Origin of the sequence: Streptomyces tsukubensis (genome assembly GCF_003932715.1) — a bacterium.
GTDB lineage: Bacteria > Actinomycetota > Actinomycetes > Streptomycetales > Streptomycetaceae > Streptomyces > Streptomyces tsukubensis.
The window spans coordinates 241,602-256,173 of record NZ_CP020700.1 but is presented as its reverse complement, the minus strand read 5'-3'; the positions used below and the strand labels follow the sequence as shown (position 1 = coordinate 256,173).

Here is a 14,572-nt window from a genome sequence, read left to right as displayed (position 1 = left end):
CCTTCCGGAGATGGGACGGTCTCTCGCACTCACCGTGTGAATCCGGTTTACGCACCGCAATTGGTACGGGCTCCGCCGAACGGGCGAAGCCTTCCCGGTGCGTACCTGGTGACCTGCGCACTCTTCTCCGGCCAGGGATGCCACTCCGGTAGGGCGTCCGGGTGAATCCGCTCGGTGAACCGACCGGGGCGCGGTGGGACTCCGTGCGGAAGTTCTTACCCCTTTCGCTGTGCATAAGGAACATATAAGGGCAAAATGGAGGTGTGTGGCGAAGGAGCCGCACAGTTCGGTCGACGCACAGACGCACCGTCGAAGGAGGCGAGTCGTATGGCCGACGTCTCACACAGGGGAGCACACAGGGAAGATCTGGCGGATCATCCCGACATCACGGAAATGCGGGACCGCTATGCCCGCGTGCTCGGCGGGCGGGACGTTGCGCTCGTCGACGGACCGCTGTTCCTGGTCGGCCTGGCCTGCGCGATCTCGCCGTGGATCGTCCACTTCTCGGCCAGTCAGCCCGCTCTTGCGACGCACAACCTCATCATGGGCGTCGCGATCGTGGTGCTCGCGCTCGGATTCACGGTCATGCCCCAGCGGATGTACGGCCTGAGCTGGGCCATGTGCGTCATGGGCGCCTGGATGATCATCGCGCCGTGGGTCGTGGGCACCAACCCCGACAAGGGGGTCATCTGGACCAACGCCGTTCTCGGCGGTCTGACCTTCCTGCTCGGACTGGCGTGTACGGCGGCGGCGATGCGCAGCGGCCGGACACGGCACACCTGACGCTGCGTCCGTCTCCGTACGCCTGCGCGGGACACCCGTGGGCGCACGGCCGGACGGAGCGGGCCGGGCCTCCTCCGGTGACGGAGGCCCGGCCCGGGTCCGTGCGGCGCCATGCGGGCCCAGGTCTCAGGAGTCCCGCAGCAGCCGTCCACGGAACCGGCCGTGTGCGCTGTCCACCAGAGCGCGGATCCGCTCACCGGCCTGATCGGGGTCCCGGACCGGCGAGGCGAATCCGAGCCGGACGTCCTCGTGGGCATCGGCGTACTCCAGGCGGAGCGTGATGCCGTAGCGGTCGATCGCCAGCGGCAGCGCCCGCCGGACCGCGTCGGCCCGCCGCGGCTCCGCCAGCCTCAGCAGGACGTCCACCAAGTCGCCGTGGTCGTCGGTCATATGCGTGAGCATGCCCGCCTCGCACGTGGACAGCGGATCGGTCTCCGCCTCCATCAGCTCCCGCAGCCCGACACTCGTCCGCTCGCCCGCCCGTTCGAGTACCGCATGTTCGAACTCCATGCAGCGGCTGCCGTCCGAGCCCCGGTGCTCCCCTTCCGGCAGCAGCCACCCCGTGAGCAGGACCCGGGCCCGGACCCGGTCCCGTACCGGAGTGGGGGCGATATCGGTGAACTCCAGTACGGCCCGGGCGATCCCGGGGCCGGCCGGACCCCGCCCCTCGGCACCGTGGTCGACGGGGTGCAGATGGATGTGCTCCGCCACGCCCCCGCCGCCGAGCCGGGACACCTCCGCACGCCCCTCGTCCGTCACCACCGTCATCGAGTCGGCCGCCGTCAGGATCGTCCTGATCCGCTCCGCGCTCGTGGGCTGGGCGAGGGGGGCGTTGAACCAGCGCATGCGGAATCTCCACACCATCGGAAACTTAGGTTTGCCTAACCTAAGCCCGAATGGGGTGTGGAGCCAACCCCGCCTCCCGATGACCATCGACCGGGGGCGGTACGAGGCGGCCGCGACGCTCACCCGGGGGAGTGAACGCGGCGGGGGCGTAACGGATTCAGGCGGTGAGCGGCCGTACGGTCACCGGCAGTCCCGGGGCCTGGTGCCCGCCGCTGGCCAGCATCCGGACCTCGCCGCCCGGGGTGATCTCCGCCCGGACGATGCCCGTGTCGTCCTCGTACACCGGATGGCCGCCCGCTCCCGCGCGGTCGGTACGGTGCACCACGACGACATCGTCCTCGGCGGTGGACGCGCGGAAGACGAGTTCGTATACCTCTGCGTACTCCATGGGGGCCTCCCGGTGGCGCCTCTCCTCCATGGTCGCGCGGCGGCGCACACCGCGCAGCCGACACCGTCCGTCCGGGTGGGGCGTGCGCCCGCGCGAAGAGGGGTGTTCCCGCAGTCGTACGCCGTGGCCGGGCCCGCCCCCGCGGGAGCCGCGGGGGCGCGCTCAGCCCGGCTGGTCCGCCAGTGCCCGGTAGACGAGCGGCACGATCCCTTCGAGGGTGTCGAAGTCCATGTCCAGCCTGTTCTTCGTCAGGGCGAAGGCGATGCCGTGCTCCGTGTCCCCGAAGGCGTAACTGCCGCCCGCGCCCGCCATGCCGAAGACGCTGCCCGTCGTGTTCTCGCGGCCGGGGAGTCCGAGGGCGTACCCGAGACCCCAGGTGCTGTCGGGGCCGAACACCCGGTCGGGTCCGCTCGACGACACCGAGGTGGCCTCGTGCAGCCGCTGCGGTGAGATCAGGGTGTGCCCGGGCAGGGAGCCCAGCAGTGCCGCGTACATCGTCGCGACGGCGCGGGCCGAGGTCTTGGCGCCCGCCGGGATATCGGCGGCCAGGACGTCGGTGCGGTTGCCGAGCGCGGCGGTCGGCATCAGTGACACCGGGCCCGCCTTGAACATGGGCAGGTCCTCGGGCAGCCCGGCGAGCATCTCCGCGGCTCCGGGCCGGTCCTCCAGCACCGCGAGCCGGCCGTGCTCCGCCACCGGCATGCCGAAGTACAGCTCGTCGGCAAAGCCCAGCGGCCCCGCGACGTCTTCGGCCAGCACCTGGGAGACCGGCTTCCCGGTGACCCGGCGCACCACTTCCCCGAGGATGTAGCCGAAGGTGTAGGCGTGGTACCCCATCGCCTCGCCCGGCTGCCACCAGAGCTGCTCGTCGGCGACCCGGGCGGTGATCCGCTCCCAGTCGCAGATGTCCTCGACCGTGGTGTCGAGCGGGAGCCCGGGTACGCCCGCCGTGTGGTCCAGTACCTGCCGGACCGTCACCTCCTCCTTGCCGTGGGCGGCGAAGGCGGGCCACAGCTCGGCCACCGGAGTGTCGTACCCGAACAGTCCGCGCCCGGCGAGCACATGGACCACGGTCGCCGTGGCGGCCTTGCCGATGGAGTAGTTGTAGAAGACCGTCCCCGGCGTGACCGGGCGTCCCGTGGCTGGGTCGGCGGTACCTGCGGCCACCTCCACGACCTGAACGCCCCGGTGGTAGACGGCGATCTGGAGGCCGCGTTCGGCCCCCGAATCCACCAGATGGTCGGCGGCCTGCTGAATCTGCTGCTGGATATCGCTCATGGTGTGCCTTCCGGTTCGGTCGGGTCCCCGGTACGGGGGAGGGCCGAACGTATCGACTCCCCAGCCACCGGAAAGGATCCGGTCCGGGACGGGACGGCGTCATGAGATGGCTCACACGGCCGGATTCGCACGGCGGGGCCCGGCCGGCCGGTTCACCAGGCCTCGGAGCCCTCGCCCCGCAGCGCGGCCCGGGGAGCCTTGCCGCGCCCGGCCCGCAGCCGCAGCGCCGACTGCGGAAAGAGCAGGACCGAGACCATGGCCGCCCCGACGAGCGCCGCGGACTCACCCGGTGTGACGGTTCCCCGGTCGAGCCCGATGGTGGTGATGGCCACCACCAGCGGCAGACAGGTGGCACAGAACAGGCCCAGCGCCCGGCGGTCGCCGCGCCCGAGGTCCCGCGGTGCCAGCAACGCCGCCGGCACCCCCCGTACCAGCAGGAACAGCACGAGGAACAGCGGCAGCAGCGCCAGTGCGCGCCCGCCGGACAGCAGCGACGCCAGGTCGAACTCGATCCCCGTGACCACGAAGAACAACGGCACCAGGAACCCGAAGCCGATCGCCTCGATCCGGCCGACCACCTCCCCGGAACTCTCGGGCGCCGCGCGGTCGAGGACGATCCGGGTCAGCACGCCCGCCGCGAACGCCCCGAGCAGCGTGTCCAGACCGAACACCGCCGACAGCGCCAGCATCGACACCAGCAGCAGCATCACGAACCGGACGGCGAACTGGCCGCTGCTGTGCAACGTCTCCCGCACCACCCGCGAGAACCAGGGCGGGCGAGGGCGCAGTGCCCACAGCACCGCCACCGCCGTCACCACGGCGAACCCCGCGAGCAGGGCGACGGACTCGGCGGGTCTGCGGCCGCTCAACAGCAGCGCCATCGCGATGATCGGCCCGAACTCGCCCACCGCACCGAACGCCAGCATCACGGTTCCGAACCGGCCCTTGAGATCGCCGGAGTCCCGCAGTACCGGAAGGACCGTCCCCAGCGCCGTACTGGTGAGCGCGGTACCGATGACCACGGCGGTCGCCGTCTCACCGCCCGTCAGCGCAAGGGCGACACCCAGGCCGAGCGCCAGCGCGACCAGCCAGGCCCACAGCGCGCGGCTGAGCGTGTCACCGCGGACGGCCCCCCAGTCGATCTCGTACCCGGCCAGGAAGATCAGCATCGCCAGGCCGAGGTGCGAGAGGGTGTCCACCACGGCGTCCGGTCGTGCCCAGCCGAGGACGTCCGGCCCGATGAGGATGCCCAGCACGATCTCGAAGACGACCAGGGGGACCCGGATCCACCGTCCCGCGGCATGGGCCAGCAAGGGCGCGAGCACGGCGGCGGCCATGATCAGAATGAGCGTTTCCGGATGCATGAGCCGTATGTACCAAAACTGCCGGTCGGCGGAGGGGCTTCCGGAGCGCGCGTCGCACACTCCGGGCCGCCCGGGATCAGGAGGCGGTGCCCTCCAGCCGCCGCAACCGCTCCGCGTCACCCGTCCGCGGGCACGTTCCGCACGCCTCGTCGGGCCGGATCGCGTAGTAGAGGCAGCAGCCCATCCGGGTCCGGGTGGGGTACGTCCGCCCGTCACGGCCCGTCAGCCGCCGGAAGTCCGCGCCGCCGAGGAAGGGGCCGACGGGTCCGGGAAGCAGTTCCCCGGCCTCGTACACGGCGCGCTCCTCCTCGCCCAGCATCCGGCCCGCGTACCAGACGGCGGACACCAGATCGTCGCCGACCATGCCCCACAGCGCCCGCGGGCCGCGCCGCAGCCCCGGTCCCATCGCGGCGAGGAGCGGCCGGACATGGTCGGCCACCGACTCCCGCAGCCGGTGGCGGAGGGCCTCCTCGTCCGCGGCCGTCTCCACCCCGGGCCGGCCGGCCGCCGGATCACCGGGCAGCGCGACGAAACGGCCGGGAACGACCGCCAGGGTGCCCGGCGTCCGGCCGAACCGTACGTCCTCGGGCCGCAGCAGGGGCACCCGGCGCTCCAGGTACCAGGGCCCGGCGATCAGCAGACAGACGGCCCACAGACAGGAGTGCAGCGCCCGGGACGCCACCACATCGGGGCGCGCGGTCCGCCCGTGCAGCTCTTCGATCCGTTCGGACTCCGCCGCCAGGAAGGCCTCCAGCAGGGCGGGCTCCCGGGCCAGCTCGGCGCCGCAGGTCCAGCCCCGGCCGGCGGGCGAGCGCGGCGGCACCACGTCGATCCGGGGGGTCGCACAGACCGAGGCGAGCCTGCGGAAGGTGGCGTTCAGCGGGTTGGAGCGGCGGAGGGCAGCTCCGGCAGGTGCGGGCGCCGGGGCCAGAGGCACGGGTACTCCTCTTGGGACGGGATTCGTTCGCGGCGGACGGTCCGGACCCCGCGGAGGTACCGGCGGACGCGGAACAGCGGAACGCGGAACGACACAGGGCAAGGCGGAAGAAGCAGCGAAAGGCAGGCGCAGAGGGCCGTGCCCGGGAATAGCGAAAAGGTAAGGCTCACCTTAACCACATCGTCCTACCGTGTGCGAACTGAGCCTCCGGCCCGCCCAATTGGCATGTTTAGGGATGCCTAACCTAAGCTCCGGCGCATGATCCAGAGCGACCGGACCGCCTCCTGTCGGAACGAACCACGGGACGGGCCTCCGGTCGCCCCCCTGCCCGTCACCGGGACCGCCGCACCCGCCGCCGAGCGGGCCGCCACCCTGCCCGCCACGGGCCGCGGCACCCGCGCCGCCACCGGCCGGCATCCCCTCACGGCTGTCCCCCGTCCCCTGCCCACCGACCGGGCGCGCGGAAGTATTTCACCCATGCAGACCATGCAGACCACACCGTCCACCGACCGCACGGAATCCGTGGAGCCCCCACGGCCCACCGGCACCACCACCCGGACCACCCCGTCACCGCGGCCCCCGTCCGACGCCCCGGCCCCCCTGCCAGGACCCGACTCCGGCCCGGAGCCCGGCCCGGACTCCGGCCCCGTTTCAGGGCTCCACCTCTACCTCCTCGCCCTCAACCCCACCGACGCGGTGTCCGAGGGCTATCTGCCCGCCGCCGCACAGCTCGGGCTCGACATCACCCTCCTCACCGACCAGCCCGAAGCCCACCGCGCCCGCCACCCCGGCCTCACCGTCCTGCACTGCGACGTCCGCGACCACCACGCGGTCATCAGCACCATCTCCGCGCACCGCGCCCCCGACGCGGTCTTCAGCAACAGCGATCACCTCCAGACCGTGACCGCTCTCGCCGCCGACTACTTCGGCCTGCCCGCCAAGGACTGGCGCGCCACCCTCCGCGCCAAGGACAAGGCCCAGATGCGCCGTGCCCTCGCGGCCACCGGCGACCACCGCGTCCACAGCGTGGAACTGGCGGCGGACCAGGACCCGGCCGCCCTCACCGGCGTCCCCTACCCCTGCGTACTCAAACCCCGCGAAGGCGTCGCCAGCGAGGACGTCGTCCATATCGACGACGAAGCCGCGTTCCTCCGCCGCTGCGCCGAGATCAGGGCCCGGCGCCCCGGCGCCGCCCTCGTCGCCGAGGAGTACCTCCCCGGCGAACTCGGCACCCTGGAGACCCTCGGCGACGGACACCGCCTCCATGTCATCGGCGGCTTCCGCACCGACCTGTCACCACTGCCCTACTTCATCGAAGAACGGCTGACCTACGTCCCCGCCCACCCCGCCCCCGTCGTCGCCCAGGTCCTGGCCGCCCTCGACACCCTCGGCGTCGGCTTCGGCGTCTGCCACACCGAATTCGTGGTCCACCACGGCCGCGCCCGGATCATCGAGGTCAACTACCGCTCCATCGGGGACCAGGGCGATCTGATCCTCCAGCGCCTCCTCGGCATCCCGCTCTTCGCCCATGTCCTCCTGGTCCACCTCGGCCGGCGCCTCCCCGCCGACCTCGGCGCCCGCACCGGCGGTGCCGCCCGGCTGGACTACCCCGTCGCCGACCGCGCGGGCACCCTCACCGCCGCCCCCGGACCGGCCGATCTGACCCTCGGCGACGTCACCCTGACCTACCGTCCGGCCCGCGCCGTCGGAGAACGGCATCCGCTGTACCGCACCAACCGCGACTATCTGGGCACCGTCCGCGCCACCGGACCCGACCAGTCCGCCGTGGACCGGGCCGTGACCGGCTTCCTCGCCCGGCAGAGCTGGGAGATCACCCCGTGACGGACGCCCCCGTACTCCTCGACGTCCTCAGCACCCTCCTGCGCGAGGACGCCGTCGGACTGCGGAGCCGCACCACCCGCGTCGACCTGCCCGACGGCGCCTGGCTACGGCTCCCCGCACACGACGACGCCCTGCTGCTGCCCGTACGCACCGCGGCCCCCGCGTTCCAGTACGGCACCGAGGCCCGGCTCCCGCTGCTGCGCCGCGAGTCCGACGGCACCGAACTGACCACCACCGAAGCCGTACTGCGCGCCCTCGGCGCCCTCGCCGACCCCCGCGACCGGCCCGGCTACGCCGACTTCGAGGACGAATGCCGGCAGGCGGAGACCACCGTACGGCTCCACCGCGCCACCGACACCGCCGTACGCGGCCGCCTCAGCGAGCGTTACGGCACCGACCCCGCCCACTGGACGGGACCGGCCGCCGCGCTGGCCTTCGACACCCTTGCCGCCAGGCTCGACCACCCCGTCCACCCCACCGGACGGGGACGGCGCGGCCTCACGGCCGCCGATCTCCGGGCCTACGCACCCGAATTCCACCCCGCATTCCCCCTGCGCTGGGTTGCCGTACCCGCCGAAGCCCTCACCGCGACCGGCCCCCTTGACCTCGACGGACTCTGCCCCGCGCCGTCCGCAGTGGGCCTCCCCGCCCGGCTCGACGGCAGCCACCGCACCCTCCCCGTCCACCCCCTCACCGCGGGCACCCCCCTGCGCGACGCTCTGGCCGCCGCCGGACTCACCGGCCGCGCCCATCTCGCCCCCGAACCCCGCCACGAGGTCGTCCCCACCCTGTCCATGCGGACCGTCGCCCTCACCGGCGACCCCGCCGTCCACCTCAAAATCCCCCTGGCCACCGCCACTCTCGGCCGCCTCAACCGGCGCACCATCAAACCGGGCACCCTCGCGGACGGCGCCGCCGTCCAGCACATCCTGACCGCCGTGGCCGCCCGCGAACCCCGCTTCCGCTCCACCGTCCTGCACGCCGACGAAACCGTCTGGGCCCAGGCCGGCCACGAACTCCTCGCCGTCCTCGTCCGCCGCCAGCCCCCCGGACTCGACACCACCACCGCCGTTCCGCTGGCCGCCCTGCTCGCCCCCGCCCCCGGCGGCGGCCTCGTCGCCGACCGGCTCGCGGACCGCTTCCACGGCGGCGACACCGTCGCCCTCGTCGACGCCGTCCTCACCCGCCTCATCGACTGGGCGACCACCCTGCTGGGCTACGGCATCGCCCTCGAATCCCACCAGCAGAACATCACCCTTCTCTACGACGCCGGCACCGGCACCGGCACCGGCACCGACCACGGCACCGGCGACGGCACCCCGGGACCCCGCCTCCTCCTCAAAGACAACGACGGCCCCCGTATCCACCCCGCCCGGCTGCGCGCAGCCCTCGGCGAAACACCCGCACTCGACTTCAGCGACCCCCGCATCGTCACCCACGACGACCGCGCCCTGCTCGACCTGTTCACCACCATCACCGTCCACCTCTGCGCGGGCGCCTACGCCTTCGGCCTCGCCCGCCACGGCCACGCCCCCCTCCACCTCCTGCTCGGGCTGATACGCGACCGGATAGCCGAAGGCGCACAACGCCTCGGCACCGGACCCGGAGACATGGGCGCGCTGCTGCGCGCCCAGGTACTGGACGCGGCCCGACTGCCCGTCAAGGCCATGGTCACGGCGGGCACCCTGCTGGCCAAGGAGAGATCAGGCGCATTGGACATCAACAAGCACTACACCACCGGACCCAACTACCTGCTGCGGGGGAGTGACCCTCGATGACCAGCACCACATCCGACCGCCCCACCCCCTTCGCCGGCCCACCGGCCGGACTGCCCACCCCCGGGGACGCCGTGTCCCACACGCTCCTCAACTGCCTCCTGCGCGAGGTCTCAGAACCCGAACGGCAGACCGCAGTCAGCGGCGGACGACTGCTGCTGCGCCTGCCCCGCGCCGGAGTACTGCTCCGCGTCGCCCTGCGCCGTACATCCCTCCTCGGCGCACACCGCTTCTCCGGACCGGTCAGCGAAGAGCGCGACGGCAACTGGACCGCCGTGGGCTGGCGGCGCCTCGCCGAACACACCCACGCCGAACTGTCCCTGCGCACCGGAGTGCCCAACGACGAGTTCCTCGCCCAGATCAGCGCCAGCCACCGAGGCGTCTCCGCCGCCCTGAGCGCCCTCCCGCACCGCCGCCGCGCCACCGCGGGCCACGACCGCAGACTCGACGACTACCTCGCCTCCGAACAGTCCCTCGTCCTCGGCCACCGCTTCCACCCCACCCCCAAGGCCCATGGCGGCGACCCCGCCGCCTGGTCCAGCTACGCCCCCGACGCCGGAGTCTCCTTCCCCCTGCGCATGCTCGCCGTCCGCGACCACCTCGTCGCCGAGGAGCACGCCGACCCGGAACCCCCGCACGGCACCGGACCGCTCGACCGGCTCGCCCCCGTACCGCCCGGATACCGGCTGCTGCCCGCACACCCCTGGCAGTACGCCGAACTCGGCCCCGCGCTGCGCCCGCTGCTCGCCACCGGAGACGTCCTCGACCTCGGCACCGGACGGCGGACCTTCACCCCCACGGCGTCCGTCCGCACCCTCTACGACGGCGAGACGTTCCTCAAGTTCAGCCTGAACGTGCGCATCACCAACTGCCTGCGCAAGAACTCCGCGTACGAACTCTCCGGCGCCGTCGCCCTGACCAGGCTGCTCGGCCCCGCCCTCGACGACCTCGCGGCCCGCTTCCCCGGCAGCGGCGTCCTGCGGGAACCCGCCTACCGCAGCCTTGCCGTCCCCGGCCCCGGCGGACGGCCCGACACCACCCTGCTCGAAGGCTTCGGCGTCATCGTCCGCGAGGGACTGAGGGAACGGCTGAGGCCCGGCGTCACCCCGCTGCTGGCCGCCTCCGTCGCCGACGAGTACCCCACCGGCCCCGGACACGTCTCCGCCCTCGGGCCCGCCGGGAACCCGGCCACCGCCCTCGCCTGGTGGCGCGCTTACCTCGCCCTCCTCGTCCCGCCCGTCCTGGCCGCCTACTTCGACCACGGACTGGTACTCGAACCCCACCTCCAGAACGTCGTCGTCGGCGTCGGCGACGACGGCCGCCCGGTCCAGATCCTCTTCCGCGACCTGGAGGGCACCAAACTGCTGCCGGAACACCACGCCGCGGCCCTCGCCGCCCTGCCCCCCGCGGTCGCCGCGCCCATGACCTACGACGCCCGGCGCGGCTGGGACCGTGTCGTGTACTGCCTGTTCGTCAACCATGTCGCGGAACTCCTCGCCGCCCTCGCGGACCTCCATCCGCAGACCGAGGCCGCGCTCTGGTCCGAGGTCCGCCGCACCGTCCGCCGGTACGCCGACGAACACGGCTGCCCGCCGCAGCTGAGCGCCCTGCTCGCGGGCGTGCCCCTGCCCGCGAAGGCCAACCTCCTCACCCGCTGGGAGAGGTCCGCCGATCGGCACGCCGGATACGTCCGGCTGCCCTCCCCGCTCGCCGAGGACGTCCTGCGCCAGGCGACCCGCAACGACGCCGAACGGAGCCCCTCATGACCCCCGGACCCACCCCGGTCACGGTCCCCGAACCCGTCGAACGGCTCATCCGCTCCCTGAACCCGGGCGAGCTTCCCGCGTACGTCTACGACCTCGCCGCCCTGCGCGACCACGCGGCCGGCATCCGCGCCGCCCTCGGCCCCCGCACCGAGCTGTACTACGCGGCCAAGGCCAACCCGGAAGCCGACGTCCTGCGCGCCCTGTCCCCGTACGTCGACGGCTACGAGGTCTCCTCCGGCGGCGAGCTGGCCCATGTGGCCGACGCGGTACCCGGCCGCCCCCTCGCGTTCGGCGGGCCCGGAAAAACACCCGAGGAGACCTCGGCCGCCCTGCGGGCCGGAGTCGCCCGCTTCCACGTCGAGAGCGCCCGCGACCTGAGGCAGCTCGCCCGTCTCGCCCGGGAGGCCGGGGCCGGAAGCGGCGGCAGGCCCCCCGCCGGTGTGCTCCTCAGGGTCAACCTCCCGGTACCCGGCGGACTGCCCGCCGACAGCGCCCTGACCATGGGCGGCAGCCCGTCCCCCTTCGGCATCGACCCGGCCGAGGCGGAGGACCTGCTGCGGGAACTCACCGGAGCATGCGGCCCGGCCCTGCGGTGGCAGGGCGTCCACGCCCATCTCGCCAGCGGGCTCACCGCCCCGCAGCATCTGGCGCTCGCCCGCTCCGTCGTCACCTGGTCCGCGGCGCTCGCCGCCCGCCACGGCCTGCCGCTGCCCGAAGTCAACGTCGGCGGCGGGATGACCGTCGACTACACCCGGCCCGCGGACCGCTTCGACTGGACTGCCCTCGGCGCCGGACTCGACCGGCTCGCCGGGGAACACCCGGGGACCGTGCTCCGGATCGAACCCGGCCGGGCCCTGACCGCCTACTGCGGCTGGTACGCCACCGAAGTACTCGACGTGAAGCGGAGCCACGGCGAGCACTTCGCCGTGCTCCGCGGCGGCACCCACCATCTGCGCACACCGGTCACCAAGGGCCACGACCAGCCGTGTGCCGTCCTGCCCCTGCGCGAACGGCCCGAGGACGGGGATCCCCACGAGGGCCCGGCGTCCGGCCGCCCGGACAACGAGCCGCCCGGCCGCCCGGCCTCAGCTGCGGAGTCCGGCGGCACGGTCACCCTCACCGGCCAGCTCTGCACCCCCAAGGACGTCCTCGCGCGCGGCGTCCCGGCCCCGGGGCTGCGGCCCGGCGACCGGGTGGCGTTCGCCCTGGCGGGCGCGTACGCCTGGAACATCTCGCACCACGACTTCCTGATGCACCCACGGCCCGGGTTCCACTTCCTCGGCGCGTCTCCGGGCGCCGTCCCCGGGCGCCCGTAAGGTCGGACCCGCCGCGACGGCCCGGTCCGGGCGCTCTTGCCGGGCCGGAGACCGCCCGGACAGGACCACAGCGCACGGTGAGCGCGGAGCCCGGAGGTGCAGTGAACCGTGAAACCACCGGCCGGGTCCGCCCTCACCACCACCATGGTCGTCCTCACCCTCACCACCGGGATCATCGAGGCCGTGAGCTTCCTGGTGCTCGGCCCCGTGTTCACGGCCGTCCAGACCGGCAATCTCCTCCTTCTCGGGTTCGCGGTGGCCGGGGAGGGCGGACTCTCCCCGGCGGCCTCCGCCGCCTCCCTCGGCGGCTTCGTCGCGGGTGCCGTGCTCGGGGCCCGCTTCGAGTCCGGTCTCGGCCGGCGCGGCCGCCACTGGTTCGGTCCCGCCCTGCTCACCGAAGCGGCCCTGCTGGCTGCCGCCGGAGCCGTCGCCTGGCGCACCGGCGCACATCCGGCAGGGCCGGAACCCGGGCTCACCGCGCTGGTCGCGGTCGCGATGGGGATACGGAACATCACCACGCTCCGCGCCCGGGTGCCCGACTTCACCACCACGGTCGCCACCCGCTCGCTGACCGCCCTCCTCGCCCCCCTCGGGGCCGACACCCGCATCGACTCCGGTGCCGGGCGCCAGGCCCGTCGTCTGGCCACCGTCGGCGCCATGTTCACCGGCGGGCTGATCGGCGCCCTCCTGCTGCGCGCCGGAGTCTCCCCGGCCGTCCTCCTGCTCGTGGTCGCCGGGTCGGTCGCCGTGGGCGCCGCCGTCCACGAGGCCGCCCGGCGCCGGAGCACCGGATAACCCCATGCCCCGGAGGCCGCTCCCGGGTTACCGTTCCCCATGCGGCACCGGCCCGACGAAATCGACGAATCCGGCCTCTGCCGGGCCCTGTCGGCCTGGAACATCGAGGCCACCGCCCTCAGCCATGTCCCCCTCGGCTTCGGGGACCACCACTGGACCGCCGAGGGCGCCGGGGGAGAGCGGTGGTTCGTCACCGTCTCGGACCTCGCGGCGAAGTATCACTGCGGAATAGGGGTGGCCGCAGCCCGGGACGGTCTGCGCCGTGCCATGGACACCGCGGCCGCGCTGGCCGACGCCGGACTCGGTCACGCCGACGGCGGCTTCGTCGTGGCCCCCCTGCGCACCGCCCGCGGGGAGACCCTCGGCGATCTCGGCGATCTCGGCGACCGGCACGCCGTCGCCGTCTTCCCCTGGCTGGAGGGCACCGCCGGGGACTTCGGCGACGAGCCCGACCCGGCCGAACGGGCCGCGACCCTGGGACTCCTGGCCGCCCTGCACCGGTCCGCGCCGCCCGCCGCCGCGCGAACGCTGCCGCCCGGGCTGTCGGCCCGCGACCGACTGGAACGGACCCTGCGGGCCACCGGGGAGCCGTGGCACGGCGGTCCCCGTTCCGAACCCGCCCGCGCACTGCTCGCGGAGTACGCCCCCGCGGTACGGCGGAGTCTCGACGACTTCGACCGGCTCGCCGCGGAAGTCCGCGACCGTGCCGCGACACCGGTACTCACCCACGGCGAACCGCACCCCGGGAACCTCCTGCGCCAGGGGGACCGCAGGCTGCTGCTCGACTGGGACACCGCGGGCCTCGCCGTACCCGAACGCGATCTGTGGCTGGTCGCCCGGGACGACACCGATCTCGGGCTGTACGAGGAACTGGCCGGCCGACGGCCGGACCCCGCCGCCCTTGCCCTCTACCGGCTGCGCTGGAGCCTGGAGGACCTCGACGACTTCCTCGTCCGGTTCCGTTCCCCGCATACCGCCGAACCCGACACGGAAGAGGCGTGGCAGGGATTCACGGACACCGTGAAAGACCTGGGAACACAGGGGCCCTGAGAGCGGAACGACGCCTCCTGCGCCGTCCGTTGGCCCGTTTCGCCCGCGCCGTACGCATTCGCACTTCCCCGGACTCCGCCAAATGGCCGGGAACGCTCGGTGCCCACCGGAAGTTCCCCGATATCGGGGCCGACATCACCCGTTGTCCGGCAGCGCTCTCCACCGCCCCGGGGAACGTATCTGAAATGCGCTGTTTGCCGTCCCTGTGTGACGCGAGAGTGACGATCCCTGCGCGAACGGTGGTGCGCACCCGCGAAAAATGCCTATGCGTGTGCGAGCCTGGTACCGGCACACCGTAGCTCGCAGCCGCGGGACCGTCGCTGGTACGAGGGGGCGCGGTCCATTCGCGGACGACCCGCGCCGTCTGCCGGGCGACGGATCCGCGCTCCACCCTTTTCGTGGCCAACGCATCAGGTACGGGCAGAACTCACG

At 73.3% G+C, this 14,572-nt stretch carries 12 protein-coding genes; 7 read left to right on the top strand and 5 right to left on the bottom strand.

What is annotated here, in order from left to right; all coding sequences use genetic code 11:
• Nucleotides 1-327 precede the first annotated feature (327 nt).
• On the top strand, nt 328-783 hold the full coding sequence (locus B7R87_RS00755) for an SPW repeat protein (RefSeq protein WP_006351050.1): 456 nt from the start codon (nt 328-330) through the stop codon (nt 781-783).
• A 126-nt stretch (nt 784-909) separates the two neighbouring features.
• Here the strand turns inward: B7R87_RS00755 and B7R87_RS00750 are convergent, their stop codons facing one another.
• The 5 genes from B7R87_RS00750 to B7R87_RS00730 form a co-directional block, all read right to left on the bottom strand.
• Nucleotides 910-1,629, bottom strand: coding sequence for a DUF2470 domain-containing protein (locus tag B7R87_RS00750; protein ID WP_006351051.1), 720 nt, complete (start codon nt 1,627-1,629; stop codon nt 910-912).
• 157 nt (nt 1,630-1,786) lie between these two features.
• Nucleotides 1,787-2,017, bottom strand: a complete 231-nt coding sequence (locus B7R87_RS00745) for a DUF6296 family protein (protein WP_040917173.1) — start codon at nt 2,015-2,017, stop codon at nt 1,787-1,789.
• A gap of 162 nt (nt 2,018-2,179) precedes the next feature.
• Entirely contained in the window at nt 2,180-3,295 is a 1,116-nt protein-coding gene (locus tag B7R87_RS00740; RefSeq protein ID WP_006351053.1) for an EstA family serine hydrolase, read from the bottom strand.
• A 152-nt stretch (nt 3,296-3,447) separates the two neighbouring features.
• Entirely contained in the window at nt 3,448-4,659 is a 1,212-nt protein-coding gene (locus B7R87_RS00735) for a cation:proton antiporter (RefSeq protein ID WP_006351054.1), read from the bottom strand.
• 76 nt (nt 4,660-4,735) lie between these two features.
• A complete protein-coding gene (locus tag B7R87_RS00730; RefSeq protein ID WP_006351055.1) occupies nt 4,736-5,596 on the bottom strand; it encodes a (2Fe-2S)-binding protein in 861 nt (286 codons plus the stop codon).
• Between the two features lie 477 nt (nt 5,597-6,073).
• Here B7R87_RS00730 and B7R87_RS00725 point away from each other — a divergent pair, with 477 nt between their 5' ends.
• The 6 genes from B7R87_RS00725 (at nt 6,074) to B7R87_RS00700 (ending at nt 14,140) form a co-directional block, all read left to right on the top strand.
• A complete protein-coding gene (locus tag B7R87_RS00725; protein WP_006351056.1) occupies nt 6,074-7,438 on the top strand; it encodes an ATP-grasp domain-containing protein in 1,365 nt (454 codons plus the stop codon).
• Entirely contained in the window at nt 7,435-9,216 is a 1,782-nt protein-coding gene (locus tag B7R87_RS00720; RefSeq protein WP_006351057.1) for an IucA/IucC family protein, read from the top strand. Before B7R87_RS00725 ends, B7R87_RS00720 begins: the two co-directional genes overlap by 4 nt.
• Entirely contained in the window at nt 9,213-10,979 is a 1,767-nt protein-coding gene (locus tag B7R87_RS00715) for an IucA/IucC family protein (RefSeq protein WP_006351058.1), read from the top strand. Before B7R87_RS00720 ends, B7R87_RS00715 begins: the two co-directional genes overlap by 4 nt.
• Nucleotides 10,976-12,295, top strand: a complete 1,320-nt coding sequence (locus B7R87_RS00710) for a type III PLP-dependent enzyme (RefSeq protein ID WP_006351059.1) — start codon at nt 10,976-10,978, stop codon at nt 12,293-12,295. The genes B7R87_RS00715 and B7R87_RS00710 overlap by 4 nt, the downstream gene beginning before the upstream one ends.
• A 108-nt stretch (nt 12,296-12,403) precedes the next feature.
• Nucleotides 12,404-13,090: a YoaK family protein gene (locus tag B7R87_RS00705; RefSeq protein WP_006351060.1), complete on the top strand. Its 687-nt coding sequence runs from the start codon at nt 12,404-12,406 to the stop codon at nt 13,088-13,090.
• A 39-nt stretch (nt 13,091-13,129) separates the two neighbouring features.
• Nucleotides 13,130-14,140 carry a phosphotransferase family protein gene (locus tag B7R87_RS00700; protein ID WP_130585445.1) on the top strand — a complete coding sequence of 337 codons (1,011 nt, stop codon included), beginning with the start codon at nt 13,130-13,132 and terminating at the stop codon, nt 14,138-14,140.
• Nucleotides 14,141-14,572: the final 432 nt, after the last annotated feature.